Here is a 25,259-nt window from a genome sequence, read left to right on the forward strand (position 1 = left end):
ACCGGAGCCCAGCCGAGCGCACGCCGGGCCGCCGGGCGGCGCGTCTGCTCAGGCGCGGTTGACAGCCGACAGGACCGCTTGGACCGACGCCCTCAGGACGGACGTGTCCCGGCCGACGCCCCAGCGCACCGCATCGCCGACGCGGCACTCGGCGTAGGCCACGGCGGGGCTGCCGGGGCCGGGTGTGGTGGCGTGTTCGGCGAAGTGGAGGATGTCCACTGCGACTCCGGCGGCGGCCAGGGCGTCCGTCAGGGCGGACAGGGGGCCGTTGCCGCTGCCCTCGTAGCGGTGTTCAGGACCGTCGTCGCGCCGCACGGCGCACGCGAAGTGGTGCGTGCCCGGGGCCGTCTCGCCGGTGGTCCATGACGTCAGGGCCAGCCGGCCGTCGTGGTCGGGGGTGCCAGGCGCGACGTAGGTGGCGTGGAACAGCTCCCACAGCTCCTTCGGCGCGACCTCCGCGCCGCTCTCGTCCGTGGCGGCCTGCACCGTGCGCGAGAAGTCGGCGCGCAGGCGGGGCGGCAGGTCCAGGCCGTAGTGGGCGTGGAGCAGATGGGCGATGCCGCCCTTGCCGGACTGGCTGTTGACGCGGATCACCGCCTCGTACGTACGCCCCACGTCGCCGGGGTCGATGGGCAGGTACGGCACCGCCCACGGGGCCTGGTCGACCGGGGTGCACGACTCGGCCGCCTGCCGGGCGTGGTGGGCCATGCCCTTGCTGATGGCGTCCTGGTGGGTGCCGGAGAACGCGGTGTGGACCAGTTCGCCGCCGTACGGGTGGCGGGGGTGGACCGGCAGCCGGTTGCAGTACTCCACCGTGTCGCGGACGGCGTCGATGTCGGAGAAGTCGACCATCGGGTCCACGCCCTGGGAGTAGAGGTTGAGCGCGAGGGTGACCAGGTCGACGTTGCCCGTCCGTTCACCGTTGCCGAACAGGCAGCCCTCGACGCGCTGCGCCCCGGCCAGCACCGCGAGTTCTGCGCACGCCACCCCGGTGCCCCGGTCGTTGTGCGGGTGGACGGAGAGGATGACGGCGTCGCGCCGCGCCAGGTGGCGGTGGGCGTACTCGATCTGGTCGGCGTACACGTTGGGGGTGGCGATCTCCACCGTCGCCGGGAGGTTGTGGATCACCGGCCGGTCGGGAGAGGCCTCCCACAGTTCGGTGAGGCCGTCGCAGACCTCCAGCACGAAGTCCGGCTCTGTGAGGTTGAAGACCTCGGGCGAGAACTGGAAGCGGATGTGCTCGCTCGCCGGGCGGGCGTCGGCGAGGCGCGCCATGTGCGTGGCGGCGTCCCGGATCAGGCCGTGGACCTCGGCGCGGTCGCGGCCGAGGACGACGTCGCGCCAGGTGGGGGCGGTGGCGGTGTACAGGTGCACCACGGAGCGCGGCAGGCCCTCGATGGCCGCGTACGTCACGTCGATCAGGTCGAGCCGGGCCGGGGTGAAGACCACCACCGTCACGTCGTCCGGGACGGCGCCGGACTCGGCGAGGTGGCGTACGAAGTCGAAGTCGGTCCGGCTCGCGGACGGGTAGCCGATCTCGATCTCCTTGAAGCCCATCGTCACGAGGAGGTCGAACATCCTGCGCTTGCGCGCGGTGTCCATCGGCTCGGCCAGCGCCTGGTTGCCGTCGCGCAGGTCCACCGGCACCCACAGGGGCGCGCGGTCGATCCGACGGGTGGGCCAGCGGCGGTCCGCGTCGGGCAGCGGGAGCGCGACCCGGTCGTGGGCGGGCCGGTAGCGGTGGTGCGGCATGGCGCTGGGGCGCTGCGGGTTCCACGCGGGGGCACCGGCGGGCACGGGCGCGTGCGGAGTACGGAGGGTGGGGAAGGCGGAGGGAGGGGCGGTGGCGGAGGAAACGTCGGAGGCGGTGCTCGTCATCGGGCTGGTGCCCTTTCGCTCGTGGGAGGACCGACCGGCAACGCACGGCACCCACGGCGGGGTGCCGGTCGTGTCAGGCCCCGCCGCGGCAACCGAGGAGAAGGAGTCCGCGCAGCGTCATGTCGGGTACAGTAATCACAATCCAACTCCTCAGACAACCTGAGGAATCGAGAAGCCAAGAGGTGAGCACCGGATGCCACTCGGCGCCCTCCGCCGCAGCCCCCTGGTGGAACAGGCCACCGCGACACTGCGCAACGAGATCACCAGAGGCCACTGGCCGGTCGGCAGCAAGCTCCCCGGCGAGACCACCCTCGCCAAGACGCTCGGGGTCGGCCGCTCCACCGTGCGCGAGGCACTCCAGGCCCTGGCCGGGGCGGGCCTGGTGCAGGCACGACAGGGGGCCGGTGTCTTCGTCGTCGCCACCGAGCCCGACGAGGACTGGCCGACGAAGCTCCGCCGCGCCGCCGTCGCCGACGTCTACGAGGTGCGGATGCTGATCGAGGTGCAGGCCGCACGCCTCGCCGCCGACCGCCGCACCGACGCCGACATCGCCGCGCTCGACGTCGCCCTGGCCCACCGGCGCGCCGGGGCGACGAGCGACGACGCGGCCTTCGTCGACGCCGACATCGCGCTCCACGCCGCCGTCGTCACGGCCGCCCACAACCCCGTGCTCACCGACCTGTTCGCCGAGTTCGCCCCCGCGCTGCGGCAGGGCCTCATCGACCTGATCGAGCTGCTCGGCCTGCGGGCCGACGAACCAGACCACGGCGAGGAGGCCCACGCCGAGCTCGTACGGGCCGTCCAGCGCGGCGACGCCGACGCGGCGGGAGGCGCACTACAGGCCGAACTGGAGTGGACACTGGCACATCTCCGCGGGGCCTGACGGGCGTGGCGGGAGGGCCGAGCTCCTCAGTCGGCCGGTCCGCTCCGCTGTCGCAACCGCCCCGATGCAGGCCTCAATTGGGTCGCTTCCGCCGAAACTTCTCGTCCACCGCCCCGAGTTGTCCCCAGAAGCGGAGTGTTAGGGTCCGGTGCGGGTGAAGATCAATTTCTTGCGCCCCGACAGTTACGACCCGGCCGTTGCTGTCGTCCCCTCTCCCGCTCCTATGGATGGATGGCGCCTTCATGTCTCTGCCGTTCGACCCGCCCGCTGCCGACCAGGACGGCCGACAGCCGCAGCTGAGCCTGGCCACGGCTGCCGCGCGGAATCTGGCGAGTACGACCAAGACCCCTCCCCAGATGCAGGGCATCTCCTCGCGCTGGTTGCTGCGCCTGCTGCCGTGGGTGCAGGTCTCCGGGGGTGCGTACCGGGTGAACCGCCGGCTCACGCACACCCTCGGCGACGGCCGGGTCGAGTTCGTCGCCACCGGCGCGGACGTCCGGGTCATTCCCGCCGAGCTGCGTGAGCTGCCGCCGCTGCGGGACTTCACGGACGAGCAGGCCCTGGGCGCGCTGGCGGAGCGGTTCGAGCAGCGGGAGGTGGCCGCCGGCGAGACCATCGTGGAGTCGGGCCGCCCGGCCGACGAGGTCGTTCTCATCGCGCATGGCAAGAGCAACAAGCTGGGCACCGGCAAGTACGGCGACCCGACCGTCCTCGGTGTGCTCGCGGACGGCGACTACGTCGGCGAGGGGCTGCTGACCGGCTCGGCCGGCGAGTGGGAGTTCACGGTGCGCGCGGCGACGACGTGCACCGTCCTGAGCCTGTCCCGGGCAGCCTTCGAGGAGGTCCAGGGCCGCTCGGAAGGACTGCGCACCCACCTGGAGGCGCTCCGCTCCGCCGCTCGCCCGCCGCAGAACAAGCAGGGCGAGGCCGCCATCGACCTGGCCTCCGGCCACGAGGGCGAGTGGACCCTGCCCGGCACCTTCGTCGACTACGAGCTCAGCCCCCGCGAGTACGAGCTGAGCGTTGCCCAGACCGTGCTCCGCGTGCACAGCCGCGTCGCCGACCTCTACAACGACCCCATGAACCAGGTGGAGCAGCAGCTCCGTCTCACGGTCGAGGCACTGCGCGAGCGCCAGGAACACGAGCTCGTCAACAACCGTGACTTCGGCCTCCTCCACAACGCCGACCTGAAGCAGCGCATCCGTACGCACAGTGGCCCGCCCACTCCCGACGACCTCGACGAGCTGATCTCGCGGCGGCGCAAGACCCAGTTCCTGCTTGCCCACCCGAAGGCGATCGCGGCCTTCGGCCGGGAGTGCAACAAGCGCGGGCTCTACCCGCAGGGCGGGGAGCTGGAGGGCCACCAGGTGCCGGCCTGGCGCGGCATCCCGATCCTGCCCTGCAACAAGATCCCGGTCAGCTCCGCCGGCACCAGCTCCATCCTGGCCATGCGCACGGGCGAGGAGGACCAGGGCGTCGTCGGCCTCCACCAGACCGGCATCCCCGACGAGATCGAGCCCGGCCTCAACGCCCGCTTCATGGGCATCGACGAGAAGGCGATCATCTCCTACCTGGTCAGTACCTACTACTCCGCGGCGGTCCTCGTCCCGGACGCGCTCGGCATCCTCGAAGACGTCGAGATCGGCCACTACGGGAACTAGACAGTGCCAGCGGATCAGGGGGCGCGCCCCGAGGGGCGCCGGTAACCGCGCGCCCGGCCGCGGCAGGGCGCGCCCCTCACCCCGCCCCGGCGTTGTCCGCCGGACACGGCTTGACCGCACGTTTCGCATTCAGGAAAGGGCCGGGCACCCGTGACACAGCCTTTTGAACTGCCGGACTTCTACATGCCGCACCCCGCGCGCCGGAACCCTCATCTGGAGGAGGCGCGGCAGCACTCGAAGCGGTGGGCCCGTGAGATGGGCATGCTCGAAGGCTCGGGGGTCTGGGAGGAGCGGGATCTCGACGCGCACGACTACGCCCTGCTGTGCGCCTACACCCACCCCGACGCGTCCGGCCCGGCCCTTTCCCTGGTGACCGACTGGTACGTGTGGGTCTTCTTCTTCGACGACCACTTCCTCGAGGAATTCAAGTACACGAACGACCGGGAGGGCGCCAAGGCGTACCTGGACCGGCTGCCGCTCTTCATGCCGACCGACCCGGCCGCGACCGTCCCCGAGCCGGTGAACCCGGTCGAGGCCGGTCTGGCCGACCTGTGGGCCCGCACGGTGCCGAGCATGTCGGCGAACTGGCGCGCGCGGTTCGCGGAGAGCACCGAGAACCTCCTCAACGAGTCGTTGTGGGAGCTGTCGAACATCAACGCCCACCGCATTCCCAACCCCGTCGAGTACATCGAGATGCGCCGCAAGGTCGGCGGTGCGCCCTGGTCGGCGGGGCTCGTCGAGTACGCGATCGGGGCCGAGGTGCCCGCGCCGGTCGCCGCGGCACGCCCGTTGCAGGTGCTGCGGGACAGCTTCTCCGACGCCGTGCACCTGCGGAACGACCTCTTCTCGTACCAGCGCGAGGTCGAGGAGGAGGGAGAGAACAGCAACGGCGTGCTGGTCCTGGAGACCTTCCTCGGCTGCGGCACCCAGGAGGCCGCCGACGCCGTCAACGATTTGCTCACCTCCCGCCTCCAGCAGTTCGAGAACACCGTCTTCACCGAACTCCCGCCGCTGTTCGCCGAGACCGGCCTGAGCCCGGACCAGTGTGCGGCCGTCCTCGCCTACGTCAAGGGGCTACAGGACTGGCAGTCGGGCGGCCACGAGTGGCACATGCGTTCCAGCCGCTACATGAACGGGAACGGGACGCAGGGGGACCCGGCCCCGTCCGGACTCGGCGGGCTTACGCTCCTGCCGAGCGGGCCGAGCGGGCTGGGCACCTCGGCGGCACGGATCGGACTGACGACCACCCGCCGGGCCGAGGCCGGCCGGCTGCGGAGCTTCACCCATGTCCCGCATCAGCGCGTGGGACCCTCGCAACTGCCCCATTTCTTCATGCCGTTCACCACCCGGCTCAGCCCCCACCTGGACGGCGCCCGGCGGAACGTGGTCGAGTGGGGGCGCCGCATGGGCATGCTCGAAGCCCAGCCCGGCATCCCCGGCTCGCACATCTGGACCGAGCGCAAGCTCGCCGGTTTCGACTTCCCCCTGTGCGCGGCCGGCATCCACCCCGACGCCACCCCGGAGCAGCTCGACATCACCTCCGGCTGGCTGACCTGGGGCACGTACGGGGACGACTACTTCCCCGTCGTCTTCGGCCGCACCCGGGACCTGGCCGGGGCGACGGCCGCCAACCAGCGACTCTCATCCTTCATGCCAGTGGACGGCTCCGCGCCGCCCGCGCCCGCCAACGCGCTGGAGCGCGGCCTGGCCGATCTCTGGGCCCGCACCGCCGGCCCGATGACCCCGCAGGCCCGCCGTACCTTCCGCACGGCCATCGAGGACATGACCTCCAGCTGGCTGTGGGAACTGGCCAACCAGGCCCAGAACCGTATCCCCGACCCCGTCGACTACATCGAGATGCGCCGGATGACCTTCGGCTCCGACCTCACCATGAGCCTGTGCCGGCTGGCCCACGGGCAGCAGGTCCCGCCCGAGGTCTACCGCAGCGGTCCGTTGCGCTCCCTGGAGAACGCCGCCGCCGACTACGCCTGCCTCCTCAACGACGTCTTCTCCTACCAGAAGGAGATCGAGTACGAGGGCGAGGTGCACAACGGTGTCCTGGTCGTCCAGAACTTCTTCGACTGCGACTACCCGACCGCCCTCGGCATCGTCCACGACCTGATGACCTCCCGGATGCGCCAGTTCCAGCACGTCGCCCAGCACGAACTGCCCGTCGTCTACGACGACTTCAAGCTGGGACCGGACGCCCGCCGCATCCTCGACGGCTACGTGCGCGAACTGGAGAACTGGCTGTCGGGCATCCTCACCTGGCACCGGGGCTGCCGCCGCTACAAGGAGGACGACCTGCGCCGCGACCTCCCCGGGCGCCCGCACCGCCGCCTCGACATCCCCACCGGTATGGGGACCTCGGCCGCCCACCTCCCCCGGCTCACAGGACGGCGGTGACGCCTCGGCGTTTCCGTACGCCCCCGGCGCCCCGAACCGTCTCCCCCTGAGCCGCGCGTGCTCCTGCCGGCAACGGGAGGAGGACGTCTCACACCGTGTCGCCTGACTCCCGTCTCAAGCGCGTGTCATTTCCTCATCAGGTCGGGTCGAGGTAATCGCCCGAGTGACGGCCGTGATCGCCGGGGTGGGGCGGCCGGGGAGGCGCGCCACGAGGACCCGGCGGACCTCGGGAGGCGCACCCTCGACGTGCAGCAGGCTCACCCCGGGCGGCAGCACCGGCCAGATCCGGGACGGCACCGTCGTCACACCGAAACCGCCGGCGACAAGCTGGAGCTTCGTCAGCCAGTCGCGCGCGGAGTGGACGATGCGCGGTCGTCCGGGCAGACCCGGCCAGACGCCGAGCAGCGGCTCGGCGCTCGACGACGGGGTGGCGATCCACGGGGCGTCGACCAGCTCGTCGACGTGCACCGTGGTGCGGCCGGCGACCTCACCCGTCGAGGGCGCCGCCACGAGCAGCTCGGTGTCCTCGACGGTCTGGACGTGCAGGCGCGGCGCCTCGCCGTCCGACGGCCGGTGGGGCGGTCGGGACGTCAGCAGGGCGAGGTCGATCGAGCCCGCGCGCAGCGCCCGGATCAGGGCGGGCGTGGTGCCCTCGCTCGTGGTGACCGTGATCTGCGGTCCGCCACCTGCTGCATGCGCAGCAGTCGACTGCCATATCGACGGCAGTCCGAAAAGACTGCACCCGCCGGACGACCAACAGTGCGGTCGCCAGGCACGCTCAAGGCCCAGCGACACCGCGGAATTCCCCGCGCACGATGGAGGAGAGTGGCATGAGCGCAACAGATGTCCTGACGGTGGCCGCCGAGGGCGGAGCCATCGGCGACGGGCGGACGGGGGCCAACCTGGCCTTGGGCGTAGGCCTGATCGGCGTGGCCATCGGATGGCTGGCCCTGGCCCGCGCCACCGGCCGCATCAGCACCGGCAACACACGCACCCGCGCCATGGCAGCCATGGCGGTGGGCCTGGTCTGCACGACCCTCGCAGCGCTGCATCTGGCCACCTCCAGCGGTGGTCCCGGCACCGGCAACGGGATGGTGGGAGCCATCGTGGCCATCCCATTGGGGCTGATGGCCATGATCCTCGGCAGGCGCGCGAGCACCCACTCCCGACGCACTGAGCGGACCGCAGACCGCCACGAACACGAGCGGGAGTTCAGGCCCACCTCATAGGCACCACCGGTGACATCGAAGATCACCCGCATCAACCCCGAGCAGTTTTTCGCGCATCCGCCAGCTTCGCCGACAGGCCGTTGAAGGCGCGGGTGTAGTCGGCGATCCCGCGGGGTTGGCGGACGTTGATCCCCGCGGTCGGGATCTCGATCACCGTGGGCTGGGGCGGTCGCTCCGGGCATCTGCGCAGTCGACGCGGGGCCCCGCCGACGGGAAGACGCAGCGGGGGCCGGCGCCCATGTGGCCCGGCGGTCACCGTCGGAGGGCCTTATCGGGGCGGCACACGTCGCACCGCACAACGACCTCGCGGGCGAGTCGTTCCACGGCATCCTCGGTGGTGATGCGCTCGTACTCTCCCTTCACCTGCCAACAGTCGCGGCGGTGGAGACGACGGCTCGGGGCGTCCTCGCTGTACTGATGCAGCTTCTCCACCACCCACTGCCTGCCCGCCACCGCACCGTCCGCCGGCAGCGCACTGTAGGTCTCGCCGGGGATCGGATCGATGTCTTCGGCCGAGACACTGATGGGGGTGGGTGCGCCCACGGTCTTGGTGGTGCCGTCCGCAGACTCATGCCGCGCGGGCAGGATGGCCTCGCACTCTGCCCACCATTGGCCGTCCTTGGCGCGGATCCACTTGGTGATGATCACGTCGAGTTCCTGCTCGTCCGGCATGTGGGCCCGTACCCAGGGCCCGGTCTTCGACCGCCACTCCTCCGCATCCATGATTCGGATTTTAGTTCGAATGCGGTTGGCGGGCTGACCAGGGCGTTCCGCCAGGAGCTGGCCTAGGCTGGAGCCGACCCCAGGGGGGCCTCCTGGGAGGTTCACCATGCCTCGCCCCGTGTGGTCCGGCGCCGTGTCATTCGGCCTCGTGACCATTCCGATCAAGGTCCTGCCCGCCACCGAAGACCACAGCATCAGCTTCCGGCAGATCCACACCACCGATGGTGGCCGGATCCGGTACCGCAAGGTATGCGAGATCGAGGACCGCGTACTCGATCAAGACGAGATCGGGCGCGCCTACGAGGAGAGCAAAGACCAGCTCGTCCCCATCACGGACGAAGAGCTGGACGACCTGCCGCTGCCCACCGCCAAGGCCATCGACGTGCAGGCATTCGTGCCGGCCGAACTGCTCGATCCGATCCGGTTCGGGCGGCCCTACTACTTGCAGGGCGACGGCGCGGTCGCCGCCAAGCCGTACACGCTGCTACGCGAGGCGCTCCAGCGCAATGACAAGGTGGCCGTCGCGAAATTCTCGTGGCACAACCGCGAACGGCTCGGCGCGCTCCGGGTCGTCGGCGACGCCATCGTGCTCCAAGCACTCCACTGGGAAGACGAGATCCGCTCCAGCGCAGGACTCGCCCCCACCGGCGTCGAGCTGTCCGACGCCGAGGTCGACGAGGCCATGGAGCTGATGGAGATCATCGGCCCCACCGACATCAGCCAGTACCGCGACACATACCGGGAGGCCGTCGAAGCCGTGATCGAGGCCAAGGCGGCGGGCCAGGAACCGCCCGAGATGGAGGTGCCGGCCGAGCCGACGGGGCGTGTCGTCGACCTGATGTCCGCCCTCCAGAACAGCGTCCGGGCCGCCAAGGAAGCCCGCGGCGAGCAAGCCGGCTCCGCCGACGTGCACGAGATGCGGCCCACGAGGAAGACCGCGGGCAGGAAGACCACCAAGAAGTCGGCGGCGAAGAAGACCAGCGGGAAGAAGGCCCCCGCGAAGAAGGCGGCCAAGAAACGGCCGGCGTCCTGAGTCACGCGCCCGAGGGTGGGCACACGAGGGTCGACCCGAGGGGGATCTCCCGAAGGAGCACGCCGTGATCAAGAAGCTGCACGACATGGGCCTCCGGTCCGAGCACGCCTACACCGCCGCCGTGGCCTCCATCGGCCTGTCCATCCTCACCTGGGCCGCCTCGCTGCGCGCCGAGCCCGGCAAGGGTCTCGACCGGGCCGATCGGTGGGGCATCTTCGTCGGCGAGTGGGCACCCACCTTCTTCGGCCTCGGCATCGCCCTGTCCCATTACGAGCAGGAAGAAGGCTCCCTGCTGGGCGAGGCGCACGCCGACGGGGAACGGAAGCGGCAGATGGCAGGCACCGCATAGCACGGCGCCCCACCGTACGGGTGGGGCGCTGCGTCATCGACTTCGCTCCACCCGCTGCTGTTCGCGGGCACGGCCGCCTGCCGAGGAACCCGCCGTATGGTCGGCAACAGCGTCAAGGGTGCCCCCGGCGGGAGGGCCCGCCCGAGGTCAGTCGCACCGGCCGCACAGGTGTCCACGCCGCAGAGCGGACCGAGACCACCCCGGCACGGGCGCCCACCGGCCGCGGTGTGCCCGGTGCGGCGGCGGACCGTACGGCGACTGCCAGGCCGGCCGCTCGGTTCGCCCCGAGCCGCCCACGTCGCGGCGCCGTACGACCGGGTCCAGACCGGGGTCGTTGTCGTGCAGCAGGTTCAGGGGCTCGGGTTGTACGGAACGTACGCTCATCCGTTCGATCGACGAGCCTGCACCCGCGAAGGCGGCTACCGGGGCATGAAGGAACTGCTCGCCCGCCCACGCCTTCCCACCGCCGTCTTCGCCGGAGCGGACATCGTCGCCATGAGCGCGCTGGAAGCGATTGCCGAGGCCGGCCTTTCCGTGCCCGACGACATCTCGGTGGCCGGATACGACAACACCACGTTCGCCGCGCTCGGCCCGATCTCGCTGACCAGCGTCGACCAGGCGGGCCAGGAAATGGGCAGAAACGCAGCCCGCCTCCTTCTGGAACGGATCGCCGACCGTCACAAGCCCTCGACCCAGGTCAGGCTGTCCCCCACTCTGGTGCCCTGCCGGAGCACCGCTCATCCGCCTTCGTGGAGCTAGGACGAGCGCTCAGCGTCGTTGGAATCGAGGCCGCGCGGGCTCAGCGGCCCGGTTCGCCGTCGCCCGGCTCCTCGAGTTGTTCGTCCGGAACGATGTGCACGGCGGCTTCCTCTGCTCCCGCGGCGCCCGCGTCGATGCCCTCGTCCCTGGCAAGGACTTCCTTGGTGGCGTCGGGGCGGGTGCCCTCGTCGGGGGCGACAAGTCGGCCTGCGCGGTCCGTGCCCGCCTCGGGGTCGATGGGCTCTCCCTCGCCCTCTTGCACATCTCCGACGCCGTCCCCCGCCGGGGCTTCGACGTCGGGGGTCTCTTCGGCCAGCCGCTGGTCGAGCGTCTCGCGCTCGTGCTGTTCGGCTGCCGTTGTGCCGTGCTTGGTGACACCGAGCGGCTTCTCCGGCGGGGAGTAGCCCTCGTCGAGCATCTCGTCGTAACCACGCTCATCCAAGGCGTCCTGGAGGTCCAGAGGGGCCGCGTCCTCCTGTTCCTCGTTGGTACCGGTCGGCTGGTAGACGTCGTCTGCCTTGTCTTCGCTCATCATCACTGTCCCTTTTCGCAGGTGAGGGATTCGTCCGCAGTGCCGCTGACGCGGATGCGGACCACTCCCCGCACGGTCACGGTGACGCGCCCACCGCGTGCAGCGGCGCACCGTGGGAAGTCGGCGGCGCCGTCCGGCGGAGGCGTCATGGGCCGACCGCCGTCTCCTGCGCTTCCGGCCGACCGGGGGCGAACAGTGCGGTGGCCGCGGCATGGTGGAGCGACTCCAGCACCGTGCGCTGCCGCCGCGCCCGGTTCAGCAGCTCGGTGAGCCGATCCGGGTCCAGGCGGGTGTCCTGGTCGGCCGCGGCCAGCAGCGAATGCCACAGCATCGCCTTGCCCTCCACCCCGATACGCAGGCCCTCCAGCTCGACGAGCGTGCTGAGCCTCGAACGATGGCGCAGCCGGCCATTGGGCTTCAGCCGCCCGGCCTTCTCCCCCAGCCAGCCCCCACAGAGCTTGTAGCGGCGTACGGGCACCTCGAGGTCGGCCATGATGTCCAGGAGCGCCTCCCGGTCCTCCATGATCTGCGCGGCGATGTCCTCCAGGTCGCCGCCGAAGGCCGACTGCCGGTGCTCGCGGGCCGTCCGGCGAGCGAGCTCCGCTCCGCCCGTCGCTCCCGCCGCATGGTCGTTGAGGTAGATGCCGAGCACGCGGGGGGATGTGCTGGGCTCGTTCATGATCGCCCTCCCGGATCGGGCAAGGTCGTACCGGGCAACGTGCTCCTACGGGGTGCCCAGTCACTGCCGCCTCAACCAGCCTCCCCCTCGTCCGTCGCCGCCGAGTCCGCGGAACACGGATGCCACTAGGCTGGAAAGCGCGTGCCGCGCCGGGGAAACCGAGTCGCACGGCAAGGAAGTGATCGGTATGAGCCATGACCGACGGCGCGAACACAGGCCGGGACCGATGGTGTCCCCGCTGTTCCTCACCAGGGCGCATGGTCTGTTCAACCTCGCTTCCGGGGCTTGGCCGTTGCTGCACATGACCGGCTTCAGGCGCTTCTTTCGGTCCCACACAGCCGGATCCGGAGCAGAACTGGCTGGTGAGGACGGTGGCCGGACTGCTGGTCACCACCGGGTGGGGTCAGCTGCGGGCGCGTCCGGCCGCCGATTCCCTGGCTGAGGCCCGGCGCAGTGGCCTGGGGACGGCCGCCACGTTGCTCGTGGCCGACGTCATCTCCGTACCTGCCGGCCGGGCACGTCGTGCTCACGGCCTCGACGCGGTGGTCGAAGCGGGATGGCTCCTCGCCTGGTGGGCGTGCCCGCCCCCGGGCCGCCCAGGGGCCGGTCGGCGGCCGGCGTAGCGCCCCCGGGCCCGAATGCGCGGACCGTCCACCGCCCTCCTGCCGGCGGGGCACGCAATCCGCCGGGCCCCGGCAGCGGCTGTTTCAGGGCCGCTCGCCCACTCCGGTCGCCGCCTCGTGGGCACGGCCCGCGGGCGAGTCCTCGGCCAGCGGCGGCGTGGGGCCGCCCGCTCCCCGCCGCAGCCCGTGCAGGAACTCCTCGATGGCCTCGGTGGCCGTGTGCCGGGGCTCCCACTCCAGCTCCCGGCGGGCGCGTGTGGTGTCCATCAGCGGGATCCGCAGCACCGCGTCGAAGAGCTCCGCGGAGGCCGGTGCCAGATGCAGTTTCCAGGCGGCCGCGACACAGCCGCGCAGGAAGGGCCGTGGCACTCGTAGCACCCGAGCGCCCAGGATCTCCGCGAGGACGCCGGCGTCCACCGGGGGCTCGGCCGCGATGTTGAACGCGCCGCGTACGTCCCGGACGACCGCGGCCCGGTAGGCCGCGGCGGCGTCCTCGGTGTGCAGCACCTGGAAACGCAATCCCGGCACCTCCGGGACGACGGGCACGAGCGCCGGCCGCACCAGGCTGCCCGGCACCAGCGGTCCGCCGAAGAGCCGCCGCTGCTGGGATGCGGACTGCCGCTGGAACAGGAAGCCGGGGCGCATCCGCACCACACGCAGGTCCGGATGGCGCCGCTCGAAGCCGTCGAGGAAACGCTCCAGATACGCCTTCTCCCGGGTGTACGCGGCCTCCGGCCAGCCATGGGTGGGCCAGGACTCGTCGACCGCGCGATCCTTCGGCCCCGGCGAATACGCACCCACCGACGAGGTGTACACCACGGCGGGAACACCCGCGGCGGCCACGGCCTCGAAGACGCGGACACTGCCCAGCACATTGCTGCGCCACGTGGTGGCCGGCTCATGGGTGGGCTGGAACAGCCAGGCCAGGTGCACCACCACATCCGCATCACGGAAGTGCGGTACGAGGTCCACGTCCGGGTCGCCGAGGTCCACGGCACGCCACGTCGTTTTCTCCGGCGTCCAGTCCGGGACACGGCGCGCGAGCCCCAGGACCGAGGAGACGGCCGCCTCCTCGCCCAGCGCCCGCACCACCGCGGAGCCGACGTTGCCGGTGGCGCCCACCACGACCACCCGCAGTCCGGATGCGCCCGGCTCGCGCCGGTGTGCGTTCGTCTGGCGATCGGCGGGCATCGGCCACTCCTTCGGGGTAGGGGGCACGAGAGGAGCGTTGCGCAGGTGCTGCTGCTCAGGTCCGCCGCTCCGCGGCGGATCAGCGGCCATCCGAGTGCCCGGGCCCTCTGCTCCCCATGCGCCCTTCGGCCTTCAACACCGGAGGAACCATGCGCCGCCGTGGGGTGTCGTTCGCGACACGTGCGCCGGGAAGACGAGTGCTGCCGCAGAGCGAAGTGGGGGGCGTCCACGGCGCTGGGGCCCCGCAGCAAGGAACGGCGTTGTGCTCCTGGTCGACAAGTTCAAGGCCCGGCGAGGCATCGCCACCCGATACCGCAAGGCCTCAGGACCTGGACCGCTCGGTGATTAGGCCATGCGCTACAGAGCCACAAAGAGCCGTACGGGCGCCAGGGCGTCAGCCTGGCGCCCGTACGCGAAGCACTCAGTTCGAGTGCGGCCGACCGTCTCGGACCCATGTCACCACAACCAGAGCTGAGGTGACGAACATCAGGACGCTGAAGGTGGCTACGGATTCGACGTACTGCTCGTTGCCGTCTGCGCGCAGCTGAAGCGCGAGTGAACCAAGCGCAGTCCCAAGCGCCGCGGTAGCGGCGGCCATGGCGACGAACGGGCCCTTCGTCATTGGTGCTTCCTCCCCCATGAGACGATTGATCAAGACCGAGCCTACATGCATTGCGATGTCACTGCCGGAAGGTCGTGGACGGTCGGGCAAGCACCAAACGCCGCTCACCATCTGTCAGTTGCACTCGCGGCCACGACCTGCACGAGGCCGCGCAACGCCTCGACACGCTGCCATTTGCCCCGTACTCCCGTCCGTCGGCGACTGGGAGGAACGGCGGACCTGGTCAGACGACACCACTCATACCATCCACGAGTCACAGACCCTGCGCATCGAGCGCACCCACGAAGCCCACCCCCGCGACCGATCCACCCCGGCCCGGGTACTCCAGACCCTGCTGGGCCCACCGCGGAGATCATCAGATATCAGGGAGGAGGGAGTCGTCTTCGGTACGGGCGCCGGGGAGCTGGTGGCGAGCGGCGATCAGAGCAGCGTCGACGTCGCCGGTGCCGGTGGCGACACACAGCGTGTAGACAACGTCATCGAGTCGCTGCCGTGCTTCCCGGGCCCCTTCTCGGCGTGCGGGGTGTTGAGGGTCTCGTACTGCTGGACGAGATCGGCGAGAACCGCGGGGCGGGCCATGAGCATGGCAGGCTCCTTCTGTCCTTCCGTGACGGTGGCGGTACGTGCCGCGTCGGCAAGCGCCGCGGGACGTGGGGTGTCAGGCGGATCCGGGAGCCGCTGGGGCTGCGGATCGGCCTCGACCTCTTCGCGGATGGTGCGGCAGCTGCGGCAGATGAGCCGGGAGACATGCGTCTGGGAGATGCCCAACTCCTCAGCGATATGGGCTTGGGTCAGGTCGCGGAAGAACCGCGGTTGCGGTAGCGGCTGGCCAGACGGTGGGTCATCGGGAGCCGCCAGTTCCTCGGCGAGTAGCTCGCGCTCGGGCCCATCGGAGGCCGCAGCCGGCCGCTCGAAGTCGGCCGCGGCGTCGTGACCGCGGCGGGCCCGGTGCTCGTGTTGGTGTCCTTCGTCCTGATCGCGGTCAGCCTCGTCCTGATCCCGCTCGCGGCCGTCGTCCTCTTGGCCGGCCTCACACCGCTGGTCCGCAACCGCACACTGGGCCCGGGCATGGCGTCGGGTTCATCCTGACCTGCGCATCTATGGGTGACCGGCGACGAAGCGTACGGCGAGGGCCCCACTTCCACGGCACCTTGGAGGCACCCGGTAGCGGCTATGTCCTGGCCGTCGCCGACCGCCTCTGCCCGCCGCGGGCCGGCAGCGGCGCCGCGCCGCAACCGGACCGTGCGCTACGAGGTCCCGAACGGGCCCGTCCGCCACCGCGTCCTCCTCACCGCGCGGTGTATCCACCGTCCGCGTAGACCTCCGAGCCGGTCATAAAGGTGGAATCATCGCTGACCAGGAATGCGACGACGGCTGCGATCTCCTCCCCGCGGCCCAGCCTTCCGATCGGGGTGCCGGCCAGCATGGCTTCGTGGCGGGCCGTTCCCTCGTACCTCTCGAGCAGTTGGCGGGTCCCGATGAAGCCGGGGTGCAGGGAGTTGACGCGGACTCCGGAGTCGGCCCAGTGCAGCGCCGCGTTCTTGGTGAGCGTGCGCACGGCCCCCTTGGCCGCATGGTAGGCCGCGCTGTTCCCCATGCCGCCCACCGTGCCGAGTATCGAGGACACGTTGACGATCGATCCGCCTCCCGAGGAGGCGATGAGCGGGCCGAGGTGCTTCATACCGAGCCAGACCCCGGTGGAGCCGATCGACATGACCACCTCCCAGCGCTCGATCGTCTCGTCCTCGACGGTGGCGATGCTGCCGATGGCAGCGTTGTTGACCAGCCCGTCCAGTCGGCCGTACTCGTTCCGGATGAAGCTCGCCACGTCGATCCACTGGGACTCCTCGGCCACGTCGAGCCGCGCCGTCACATGCCGTCCCGGCGTGCCGTCCAGCTCGGCGGCGAGGGCGCCGCACGCCTGCTCGTCGAGGTCGGTGAGCACCAGGTGGGCGCCCTCCTCGGCGAGTCTGGCGGCCGCGGCCGTGCCCAGTCCCCCGGTGGCGCCGGTCACGCACACGACCTTGTCCCTGATGCGTTCGTCTACGGCTGGCACAGCGCACCTCATTCATCGCGTCAGCCGAGGCTGACGAGCGTCTTTCCGGCCGTTCGGCCGGCGATCATCTCCGTCAGCGCGTGCGGAGCCGACTCCAAGCCCGTGAACACGGTCTCGCGATAATGCAGATCGCCGCTGCGAAGCCACCCGGTCATCCGGCGCCGCATCTGCCCCATGAGGTGCAGGTTGCTGCTCCCGCGGAACCCGCGGAGGGTCAGGTCCTTGGACACCGCGAGGAACAGGTTCCGCGGCCCGGCCGGGCCGGACTCGTACTCCGAGATCGAGCCGCACATCGCTACGCGCCCGCCCCTCCTCAGGTGTGACAGGGCGGCCTCGAGGTGGGCCCCTCCGACGGAGTCGAAATAGATGTCGATTCCGTCGGGCGCGATGGCGCCCAGCGTTGCCTCGATGTTCCCCGCCCGGTAGTTGAAGGCGTCGGCGCCCAAGCGGTCGCGCAGCCAGTCGACCTTCTCGTCGGTGCCCGCGCTGGCCACCACCCGGTTACCCATGAGCCGTGCGATCTGCACGGCCAAGCTGCCCACCGCCCCCGCGGCAGCCGAGACCCAGACGGTTTCCCCGCCTCGTAGCGCGTCAACGACGTGCAGACCGGCGTAGGCCGTCAGGCCCATACCGCCCAGTGGGCCGAGATACCACTGCGGCTCGCATGCATCGACGTCCAGGCGTGTCAGGGTGCCGAGTCCGCTGAGCTGCTCGGCGTCCGCGTCCACGACGGCGTACTCGCGCCAGCCCTGGGCGTGCCACACCACGTCGCCCGGGGTGAAGCCCTCGGCCCGGGACTCCACCACCTCCCCCACTGTCATGATGCCGTCCATGGCGCGGCCGAGAGGGAAGGCGGCGAAATAGCCGGAGGGCGCGTCGGGCCGTAGCCGCAGCCGAAGGCCGGGGTCCACCGATGTCCACGTGTTGCGTACGAGCACCTGCCCCGGCCCGGGCCGGGGCACGGGGACCTCGACCAGCTCGAAGTCGTCCGGGCTGACGCTGCCGTCCGGGTAGGCCCTGACCCGGATCTCCCGTCCGGTCCGCATCACCATATTGAACTAATATCAGTTCGGTTTAGCCGGGCGCAATGGTCAAGCGTCCCTGTGCGGCATCGGGTGTCGTACGGCGGTGGCGATTCTGACGGCAGCCTCCCGCCCCTCGGCGATCGCGTGCGCCACACGTCGCGGAACCACGGCGTCGCCAACCGTCAGTACGAGGGGGGCGGCGCAGTCCAGGGCTCCGCGCGGGCGGCGCTCCCCCACCACGACGACACGGTCCGCGGGCACGGTGGTGATCCCTCCGGAGGTGCGGTGAGCGACGGTGACGCCCTCGGGGCCGATGCCGGTCGCCGTGCACAGCGGCAGGATCTCGAGCTCGCAGCTGCCCGACAGACGTTCCAGCAACTGGACACGGCTCTCGGGCGGGATCGCCCCGGCGAAGGCCGTTCCCGGCGTGACGAAGGTGATGCGGGGTACCCCCGCGGCCACGGCCAGTTCTACGACGTCGCACCCAGGCCACCAGCCGAACCCGTCGTCGGCCACGAGCACCCGCGCGGCACCTGCCAGCGACGGAACCCCCCGCGCCAACGCGACCGACGAGGCCATGGCACCGGCCGCCGGCAGCGGCGATGTCTCCTCCCCGCCCGTGGCCAGCACCACGGCGTCGAATCCTTCGAGCTCGGCGCCCGGCTCCACGGTCCGCCCCAGACGTACGTCGACACTCGCGGCGGACAGCCCCCGTTCGTAGAAGCCGAGCAGCGCGCCCCAACCGGTGCGGTGGGGCGCCAGAGCCGCCGTGGCGAGCTGTCCGCCCAGCCGGTCGGCGGCCTCGTAGAGGACGACATCCGCCACCCCGGCGTGGGCAAGACTCAGCGCGCACTCCAGGCCCGCGGGTCCCGCCCCCACGACGGCGACGCGCTGTCCGGTGGCGCGTGCCGGATCCCACGCGCGCACCAGCGGTGCGGCGGGCCGACGCGGTTCGCCGGGCGGTGCCAGGTCCGGGTTGACCACGCACAGCAGCACCGGGTCGAACGTCCGGCAGTCCTCGTTGCAGGCCACGCAGGGCCGGACCTCCGCCGCACGGCCGGTGAGCACCTTGCGCGGCAGGTCCGGGTCGGCGATGAGCGCGCGCGCCATCCCCACCAGGTCGGCTCCGGCCGCCAGGGCGTCGCCGATCGCGGCCGCGGTACGGAAGGCGTGGGACGCCACGAGCGGCCGGGTGACGAGCGGCCGCAGACGCGCCAGATCATCCAGCACGGGCGGGCTTTCGGTGGCCATGTCACGGACGTATGTGGTCCGCACCCCGACGGTGACGTTGACGTAGTCGACCAGCGGATCCACGGCCGGGAGCAGCGCGGCCAGCTCGTCCGGCGTCAGCGCCACGTCCTCCGAGGCGTCGACGCTGAAACGGATGCCCAGCAATGCGTCGGCCGACAGCCCGCGAATCGCGGCGATCACCCGCTCCAGTACCTCGAGCCCGTCACGGCGCGGGTTCGTGCGCGGCGAGAGGAACTGCTCCAGCAGATAGGCGTGGGCGGCGTGCAATTCGATGCCGTCGAACCCCGCCTCCAGGGCGTGGGCGGAGGACACGCGGAACGCCTCCACCACCTCGTCGATCTCGCTGCCGCGCAGAGCGCGCGGCGCCGTCGGCTCACGGGGAGAGCGCACGGCCGCGGGAGCGACCGGCGCGTAGTACGACTGCGCGCCGAGCGTCTCCCGGCCGAGGTGAACGAGCTGGCAGACGGCGACCGCGCCTTCGGCGTGTATGGCCTCCACCCGCTCCCGCAGTGGACCCACCGCCTCCGGGCGATGGAGCTGGAGGATGTTCCCCTGCCTCGGCGCGGACTCCGGCGCCACCGTCGTACCGCCGCAGACCAGCAGCGCCGCGCCACCGGCCGCGAGACGGCCCCAGTACTCGGCGTCGCCGCCCATCGGCAGCCCGTCCCGTACGAAACCGCTGGCGTGGGCCGTGGCGACCAGCCGGTTCCGCAGCGTCGACGAACCGATGACCAGCGGCGCGGCGGCCGAGGGAAGAGGTGATGCGGCCATGGGCCCTCCGGCATCGGTCATGATCGTGACTACGCCGGGGTGACGGCGCTCCCGCCCGCGAGGGGGCCGGCGGAGCGTCCGCGGATGAGGTCCGACAGCCGTTCCGCGGCGGCGATGGTCGGCAGGTTCGTGTTGGCCCGCGGCACCTCCGGGAACACGGAGGCGTCGGCGACCCAGAGTCCGTCGAGGCCGAGGACACGGCCGGACGCATCGACCACCGCACGGGGGTCGTCGGGCGCGCCCATGCGGCAGGTTCCGCAGATGTGGCCGGTGTCGCCGATGGTCTCCATGAGCCAGCGGTCGATCGTCGCGTCGTCGGACAGCGTGTCGAGGCTCCGGCCGGCGATGTCGATGGCGATGTGCTCGAAGGCGGCGTCGAACGGCCCGCTGCGCAGCAACTCCACGCAGTGCTTGACGCCGTCGCGCATCCGGACGAGGTCCGAGGGGTCGCTCAGCAGGTCCTGGTCGATCAACGGATGCACGTCCGGGTCGGCGGAGGCCAGGCGCAGCACGCCGCGTGAGAACTGCTGGTTCGCCCACAGACAGAGCAGGCCGGGGCCGCCCGCGGCGTGGCCGCCACCCGCGCCGCCCCAGGTTCCGCCGGTGCTTTCGGCGACGAGATGGGAGTCGCCGGGGTTCGGCAGGGCGAGCGTCTGGTTGATCGAGGTGATCATCATGTCGTTCTCGCCCGCTCCCGCCAGTCCGGAGGAGTAGCGCAGACAGCAGTTGGCGTGCCGGGCGTCGATGTCGGGCTGCTTTCCGGGCCGGGCGTACAGCCAGAACAGCGCCAGGGGATGTTCCTGCATCCCCTCACCGACCGGGAGCGCCGCCACCGGGCCGTCCGGCCCGATGCCGGACCGCAGCAGGATCGCCGGGGAGTGCACCGCTCCGGCGCACAGGACGACGTGCCGGGCACGGACTTCCGTCCAGTCGTCCCCGCGGCGCAGCCGCACCCCCACGGCCCGGCCTCCTTCGATGAGCACCGTGTCCACCGTCGCGTCGCCGAACACCCGCAGATTGGGGCGCTGTCGGGCCGGCTCGAGGTACCCGTCGTTGGTCGTGACCCGCGCACCGTCGCGGGAGCTGATGGCGTACGGCGAGACGCCGGTGCCGGTCGGCCCGTTGTGGTCGTCGCACCAGGCGTGGCCACGCCCCAGCGCGGCCTCGGCGAGCGCGTGGTCGGCGGGGCCCCAGTCCTCGCGGCCGAGCCGCTGCACCGGTATGGGCCCGTGATCGCCGTGGTGAGGGCGGTCGCCGAAGTCCGCGTCGCTCTCCATGCGTCGCAGGTACGGCACCATGTCCGCGTACGACCAGCCGGGACAGCCGTACGCCGCCCACCGGTCGTAGTCGTCCGGCATGGCCCGGAAGGCGATCATGCCGTTGACCGACGACGAACCGCCGAGGCCCCGTCCGCGCACATGCGGCCGCGGCGCCTGGGCGCGGCTGCGCCGCGACGTCAGACCTGGCCACTGGAACTCCGCGCAGGCCCTCTCGTCCAACGCCCGCCAGCCGTTCATACTGCGCAACTGCGGTGGGGCGTCGGCGGACCGCCAGTCGCGCCCGGCCTCCAGCAGCACGACCTCGCTGGCCGGGTCCTCGCTCAGACGCGCCGCCAGCACGCTCCCGGCGCTGCCGCCGCCGACGACCACCCAGTCGGCTTCCAGTGTCGGCGTCATGGTGCCCCCACCTCCGTCCACACGCTGGACATCCGTCCCACGGCGACCCTCGCGCCGGAGCGCGCGTGAAGACAGAGATTGAATCAACTTCAATTCTGCGGGGAGCGTACTGCCCCGGACGGAAGCGCGGCAAGGCTCGTGACATGACGCGTGGGTAGCCGTCGCCACCGTGAGCGAAGCCACCGGCCCTCAGGCGAGGGGTCCGCGCATCACGGTCTCGGGCAGCGCCGGATTCGCAGCCGCGTGCCCGCACAGTTCCTGGTCGTCGAGGGGGGCGAGCAAGCGCCCGGCCGGCAGTCGGGGATGGCGGGCCGCCCCCGCGCGACCCGCGGGTACGCACCGCGATCTCCCTGCGGCCCGAGCTGACCGAGGGCCGCTGCACCGGCATTGCGGTGACAGGTCTCAGGCACGGGGCGGGGGAAGTCCGGCCACGGCCCATTTCGCCCGTGTGGACAGTCCGGCGAGTGCCTTCGCCGGCTCCTTGCCGATCGTATCCAGCAGGCGCCTGCCGTGCGTCATCGTCGTACGCGCGAGTTCCGCGTCACCCGCCTCGACCGCGGCGAGCGTCAGCTCCAGGTGCTGCTCGGTGATCACGCGGCCGAGTCCGCGGCGGTGCCACTGCCGCACCGTTGCGTCCGGCGTCGTGCCGTCGGCGCCGACGGCCGCCCGTTCCCGTTCCAGCGCCCGCTCCGCTGCCGCGAGGTCGCCCTTGCCGCGCTCCAGACGGGCCAGGACGTACGCCTCGGAGGCCCGGTCCCATGCTGTGTCCTGAAGCGAGAGGAGAAGGGACTGGGCGCGGGCCGCCTGCGGATAGTCGCCGATGTGCTCCAGCGCGCGGCTCAGTTCCCGCAGCCGGTCCGCGTCCGGGCCCGTGTCGTCCAGCATGCGGGTGAGCGCGACCCGGGCGTTCTCAACGCGCCCCTGCCGGTGGGCCAGTTCGATCCAGGTGAACTCGCTCTCCGCGGCCGGATCCCGTCCGGCCGAACCTTAACGAGGCTGTTGGCCACCAGCGCCGGCTGGTCGCCCGGCGACACGGTCCCTTGAATGCGGAGGTGCGTCAGGTCGATCCCCGGCCGCTTGGAGCCCGGGGGCCTTTGCGCGGATTCACAGTCCGGCGCCCGTCGCGGACAGGTGTTTTCTCCCTGGTTCACGAAGACGCGCCGGACGGGCGGGCGGAAGGCTGTGCGGCGTCACTTCGCACCCCCTTCCGAGGAGGAACATCGAATGGCCCGACACGGAATCAGACGCTGCACCGCGCTGCTGGCCTGCACCGCGGCCCTCACCGGCGCCGCTCTCGGCACCGGTGGGACCGCTCAGGCGGCGACCTCGACGAAGGCGCCGACGACCTCGGCGGCGACCACCTGCACCGACCCCAAGACGGGTGTGCCGCTCACCGCCACGATCGAAGGGGACAGGAACGCCAACGCGATCTGGGGCACGCCGGGCAGCGTCGTCAACGCCTTCTCGGGGGACGACTGGGTCTTCTCCGACCTGATCAACACCTCCGCCGTGGTCTGTCTCGGTGACGGCTCGGACAACTTCAACCCCAGCGACCCGACCAATGTGTCGGTGGGAACGTACTTCGGCGTAAGCGGCCAGAACGGCAACGACAACATCACGGGAGGCACGGGTAACGATTACCTCTTCGGCGACAGCCCCGACAACGCCTCCCACTCCGGCAATGACACCCTGATCGGCGGCCCCGGCTACGACGTCGCCAACGGCGGTCCCGGGATCGACCGGTGTGACGCCGAAGTCGAGATCAACTGCGAGCTCTGAGGACGGACGCCGGGGGCCTCGTAGGCCGCTGGGAGGAGCTCGAGCACCCGCCGCCCCGCCCGGCACACCGGGCTCATGTTGTCCAGGCCCCGGAGGAAGCCCTGGCGACCACCGCGCTCAGGATGCGGACGCCACGGGCGGATCCGGGGTCGACATCGGTGAGTTGCCGCACCCGCTGGAGACGGTAGTCCAGGGTCCGCGGATGGATGTTCAGCGCCGCGGCGGTGTTCCTGCGGTGCATGTCGTGGGCGTAATACCTCTCCAGAGTGGCGAACAGCTCGGGTCCCCGGGCGAGGCTCCGGGCTATGCCGGACAGCCAGGTGTCGATCTCGCGGTCTTCGGCGACGGCCAGTTCGACGAAGACATCGTCCAGGGTGTGCAGGCGACGGGGCACGGGCTGGAGCGGAGCCGCCAGGCTGACGCGCCGGGCGCGCGCGTACGCGTCGGCCAGCGCGCGGACGCGGCCCGTACTGGTGCCGATCGCGCACGGCCGCGCCACCGCCTGGCCGGCGTCGCGGACGAAGGCGAGCGCCCGGTCCCGCGCGGCCCGGTCGAGACCCGGCCGGGCCGTACCAGGAGCGCGGTCCTGGTCGGCGGGTACCAGGACCACCAGCTCGTCCGCCCGGGGCCAGGCCATCGGCACCCGGTGGCGGGCCAGGAGGGCTTCGACGATCCCCTCGCGCCCTGCGGCGCCCGGGGCGGGACGGCCGGGGACGTGGACGACCACCACCTCGTACGATGCGGCCAGGCTCATGCCGACGGCGCGGGCGAGGCCCGAGGCCAGGGCGTCGTCGGCGAGGAGGGCCATGGTGAGCGCGCGGACCCGGGCCACGAAGGGCAAGCGGCGCTTCTGCTCCGCCGCATGGCCGCGGGTGTAGGCGTCGATGCCGCGGGTGCCCTGCGCGGTGAACCAGACCATGAGTCGCATCAGTTCATCGGTGTTCTCCGGGCCGGACGCCTCCTGGATCTCCCGGAGCATGAGGTTGGTGTGCAGACCGAGGACCCGCCGCCGGGACACGGCGGACATCCCCGTTCTGGCCCGCGACGCGCCCATCGACGCGATGTTGTCGAGATCCTCCTGGGTGAGGGGAATGCCCTCGGGGGCTAATTCCAGGGTGCGGCGTCTGAGCCAGACCGCGTACTCCAGCGCTTCGGCTCTCAGCCGGCCGTCGTCCTCCACGAACCGGTACTCGGGGATCTCCCGTCCGTAGACCTCGACTTCATGGCGTGCGTCGTCCAGGGTGCGCCGGGCCAGTTCGGCGAAGAGATGACTTCCCATCGGTCGGTGCCTCCGTCAGTCTTCCGGGAACTCCCGCACGACCGCACGGGGACAGCTGTACGCAGGGGCGGTGCTCCACGCGGCGTTCCCGATGTCGGATGGGTCGAGGCCGAGCATGCCACCACTCGACGGCGGGCGGTCGGCACGGACCGCGTTCCGTGCGCGGAAATTCACCTCGCCGCCGTCCGCGCGACCGCCTCGGTCAGCCGGACGGCGGAGTAGTCGGCGAACGGTCGGCGGCCCGCCGTGATGTGGCGCTGCCGCCACGCGGGTAGCTCGGTGCCCGCGCCTTCGACCGTTTCGGCTGGGTGGCCGTGTGCGCGCTCATCGCGCTCGCCCTGGCGGTGTCGCTCGCCGCGTTTCTCGTCGGTGGCCGCAACCTTCGTCGGGCGACAGCGCGGATCAGGTCTCGAGGGCGTCTTGGATGCCCAGCAGGTCCTCGAGCGCGTCACTCACCCCGGCGACAAGGTCGCGACGCGGGTCGATGAGCCACTGGAGCTGGAGTCCGTCCCAGAGGGCGACGAGGGACTCCGCGATGTTCCTGGGAGCCCTGCTGTTTCGGTATCTGTCACGGAACCACTCATGAGCGGGATGGTCCGGAGCTCTGGTCCGCGCCAACGCGGCCGTCCATGTCACCGCGGGAGCCGCACTGGCGGTCGGCATCGCGCCCGCGGCTGCTCGGCGGCGCTCGCCGGGTCGCTGGTGCCACGCCCCTCGCCGCCTTCCCCTTCTGGACCCAGCCCGATGGCGCACCCCCTCCACGGCGTCACCGCACTGACCGCCGGTGACGTCGTCGAGCACCTGCTCGCCGCCATCGTCCACGACGAGCGACGAATTCGGCGCACCTCCGGGTA

Annotated in this window: 22 protein-coding genes and 3 pseudogenes; 9 read left to right on the plus strand and 16 right to left on the minus strand. The window is 71.4% G+C overall.

The features are described 5' to 3' along the window. Window positions 1-48: 48 nt before the first annotated feature. Window positions 49-1,878, minus strand: a complete 1,830-nt coding sequence (gene leuA, locus LCH29_RS37605) for a 2-isopropylmalate synthase (RefSeq protein WP_446466173.1) — start codon at window positions 1,876-1,878, stop codon at window positions 49-51. Window positions 1,879-2,071: 193 nt separating this feature from the next. On the opposite strand from leuA, the gene LCH29_RS37610 reads away from it, so the two are divergent. The 3 genes from LCH29_RS37610 to LCH29_RS37620 all read left to right on the plus strand — a co-directional run bounded on the left by LCH29_RS37610 (window position 2,072) and on the right by LCH29_RS37620 (window position 6,828). After that, window positions 2,072-2,761 (plus strand): FadR/GntR family transcriptional regulator, encoded by a 690-nt coding sequence (locus LCH29_RS37610; RefSeq protein ID WP_446466174.1) that lies wholly within the window; start codon window positions 2,072-2,074, stop codon window positions 2,759-2,761. 242 nt (window positions 2,762-3,003) lie between these two features. Further along, on the plus strand, window positions 3,004-4,422 hold the full coding sequence (locus LCH29_RS37615; RefSeq protein WP_446466175.1) for a family 2B encapsulin nanocompartment shell protein: 1,419 nt from the start codon (window positions 3,004-3,006) through the stop codon (window positions 4,420-4,422). 150 nt (window positions 4,423-4,572) lie between these two features. Then, entirely contained in the window at window positions 4,573-6,828 is a 2,256-nt protein-coding gene (locus tag LCH29_RS37620; RefSeq protein ID WP_446466176.1) for a family 2 encapsulin nanocompartment cargo protein terpene cyclase, read from the plus strand. Between the two features lie 114 nt (window positions 6,829-6,942). Here LCH29_RS37620 and LCH29_RS37625 read toward each other — a convergent pair. Then, window positions 6,943-7,509, minus strand: a pseudogene (locus tag LCH29_RS37625) (LysR family substrate-binding domain-containing protein); the annotation flags it as partial. Between the two features lie 149 nt (window positions 7,510-7,658). Between LCH29_RS37625 and LCH29_RS37630 the strand changes: the two are divergent. After that, the gene (locus LCH29_RS37630; protein WP_446466177.1) at window positions 7,659-8,057 is read left to right on the plus strand and encodes a DUF6223 family protein; all 399 of its coding nucleotides are present in this window, start codon (window positions 7,659-7,661) and stop codon (window positions 8,055-8,057) included. Between the two features lie 31 nt (window positions 8,058-8,088). Here LCH29_RS37630 and LCH29_RS37635 read toward each other — a convergent pair whose 3' ends face one another. Together LCH29_RS37635 and LCH29_RS37640 are read right to left on the minus strand one after the other, a co-directional pair. Then, window positions 8,089-8,211 carry a hypothetical protein gene (locus LCH29_RS37635; RefSeq protein WP_446466178.1) on the minus strand — a complete coding sequence of 41 codons (123 nt, stop codon included), beginning with the start codon at window positions 8,209-8,211 and terminating at the stop codon, window positions 8,089-8,091. 98 nt (window positions 8,212-8,309) lie between these two features. After that, window positions 8,310-8,780 (minus strand): DUF6233 domain-containing protein, encoded by a 471-nt coding sequence (locus tag LCH29_RS37640; protein ID WP_446466179.1) that lies wholly within the window; start codon window positions 8,778-8,780, stop codon window positions 8,310-8,312. A gap of 106 nt (window positions 8,781-8,886) precedes the next feature. Here LCH29_RS37640 and ku point away from each other — a divergent pair, with 106 nt between their 5' ends. The 3 genes from ku to LCH29_RS37655 all read left to right on the plus strand — a co-directional run bounded on the left by ku (window position 8,887) and on the right by LCH29_RS37655 (window position 10,921). Continuing rightward, on the plus strand, window positions 8,887-9,813 hold the full coding sequence (gene ku, locus LCH29_RS37645; RefSeq protein ID WP_446466180.1) for a non-homologous end joining protein Ku: 927 nt from the start codon (window positions 8,887-8,889) through the stop codon (window positions 9,811-9,813). 64 nt (window positions 9,814-9,877) lie between these two features. Beyond that, the gene (locus tag LCH29_RS37650; RefSeq protein ID WP_446466181.1) at window positions 9,878-10,162 is read left to right on the plus strand and encodes a hypothetical protein; all 285 of its coding nucleotides are present in this window, start codon (window positions 9,878-9,880) and stop codon (window positions 10,160-10,162) included. Between the two features lie 339 nt (window positions 10,163-10,501). Continuing rightward, a complete protein-coding gene (locus LCH29_RS37655; protein WP_446466182.1) occupies window positions 10,502-10,921 on the plus strand; it encodes a substrate-binding domain-containing protein in 420 nt (139 codons plus the stop codon). Window positions 10,922-10,961: 40 nt separating this feature from the next. Here the strand turns inward: LCH29_RS37655 and LCH29_RS37660 are convergent, their stop codons facing one another. The 6 genes and pseudogenes from LCH29_RS37660 to LCH29_RS37685 form a co-directional block, all read right to left on the minus strand. Beyond that, on the minus strand, window positions 10,962-11,456 hold the full coding sequence (locus LCH29_RS37660) for a DUF5709 domain-containing protein (protein ID WP_446466183.1): 495 nt from the start codon (window positions 11,454-11,456) through the stop codon (window positions 10,962-10,964). 142 nt (window positions 11,457-11,598) lie between these two features. Then, window positions 11,599-12,132 (minus strand): hypothetical protein, encoded by a 534-nt coding sequence (locus LCH29_RS37665; RefSeq protein ID WP_446466184.1) that lies wholly within the window; start codon window positions 12,130-12,132, stop codon window positions 11,599-11,601. A 707-nt stretch (window positions 12,133-12,839) separates the two neighbouring features. Further along, a complete protein-coding gene (locus LCH29_RS37670) occupies window positions 12,840-13,946 on the minus strand; it encodes an NAD-dependent epimerase/dehydratase family protein (RefSeq protein ID WP_446466185.1) in 1,107 nt (368 codons plus the stop codon). Window positions 13,947-14,367: 421 nt separating this feature from the next. Further along, complete coding sequence (locus LCH29_RS37675) at window positions 14,368-14,568, minus strand: SCO3870 family protein (RefSeq protein ID WP_446466186.1); 201 nt, start codon at window positions 14,566-14,568, stop codon at window positions 14,368-14,370. A 355-nt stretch (window positions 14,569-14,923) separates the two neighbouring features. Then, window positions 14,924-15,153: pseudogene (locus LCH29_RS37680) on the minus strand (DUF5133 domain-containing protein). Between the two features lie 132 nt (window positions 15,154-15,285). Continuing rightward, window positions 15,286-15,426, minus strand: a pseudogene (locus tag LCH29_RS37685) (sigma factor-like helix-turn-helix DNA-binding protein); the annotation flags it as partial. 72 nt (window positions 15,427-15,498) lie between these two features. Here LCH29_RS37685 and LCH29_RS37690 point away from each other — a divergent pair. Next, complete coding sequence (locus LCH29_RS37690) at window positions 15,499-15,657, plus strand: hypothetical protein (protein WP_446466187.1); 159 nt, start codon at window positions 15,499-15,501, stop codon at window positions 15,655-15,657. Between the two features lie 199 nt (window positions 15,658-15,856). Here the strand turns inward: LCH29_RS37690 and LCH29_RS37695 are convergent, their stop codons facing one another. The 5 genes from LCH29_RS37695 to LCH29_RS37715 form a co-directional block, all read right to left on the minus strand. Then, entirely contained in the window at window positions 15,857-16,624 is a 768-nt protein-coding gene (locus LCH29_RS37695) for an SDR family NAD(P)-dependent oxidoreductase (protein WP_446466188.1), read from the minus strand. 20 nt (window positions 16,625-16,644) lie between these two features. Continuing rightward, window positions 16,645-17,670 carry an NADP-dependent oxidoreductase gene (locus LCH29_RS37700; protein WP_446466189.1) on the minus strand — a complete coding sequence of 342 codons (1,026 nt, stop codon included), beginning with the start codon at window positions 17,668-17,670 and terminating at the stop codon, window positions 16,645-16,647. A gap of 45 nt (window positions 17,671-17,715) precedes the next feature. Then, on the minus strand, window positions 17,716-19,671 hold the full coding sequence (locus LCH29_RS37705) for an oxidoreductase (protein WP_446466190.1): 1,956 nt from the start codon (window positions 19,669-19,671) through the stop codon (window positions 17,716-17,718). 29 nt (window positions 19,672-19,700) lie between these two features. Next, the gene (locus LCH29_RS37710) at window positions 19,701-21,347 is read right to left on the minus strand and encodes a GMC family oxidoreductase (RefSeq protein ID WP_446466191.1); all 1,647 of its coding nucleotides are present in this window, start codon (window positions 21,345-21,347) and stop codon (window positions 19,701-19,703) included. A 402-nt stretch (window positions 21,348-21,749) separates the two neighbouring features. Further along, window positions 21,750-22,232: a hypothetical protein gene (locus LCH29_RS37715; protein ID WP_446466192.1), complete on the minus strand. Its 483-nt coding sequence runs from the start codon at window positions 22,230-22,232 to the stop codon at window positions 21,750-21,752. A 339-nt stretch (window positions 22,233-22,571) separates the two neighbouring features. On the opposite strand from LCH29_RS37715, the gene LCH29_RS37720 reads away from it, so the two are divergent. Next, complete coding sequence (locus LCH29_RS37720; RefSeq protein ID WP_446466193.1) at window positions 22,572-23,126, plus strand: hypothetical protein; 555 nt, start codon at window positions 22,572-22,574, stop codon at window positions 23,124-23,126. Window positions 23,127-23,199: 73 nt separating this feature from the next. Here the strand turns inward: LCH29_RS37720 and LCH29_RS37725 are convergent, their stop codons facing one another. Continuing rightward, window positions 23,200-24,405 (minus strand): PucR family transcriptional regulator, encoded by a 1,206-nt coding sequence (locus LCH29_RS37725; protein ID WP_446466194.1) that lies wholly within the window; start codon window positions 24,403-24,405, stop codon window positions 23,200-23,202. Window positions 24,406-25,259: the final 854 nt, after the last annotated feature.

This window comes from Streptomyces sp. BRA346, assembly GCF_052851135.1.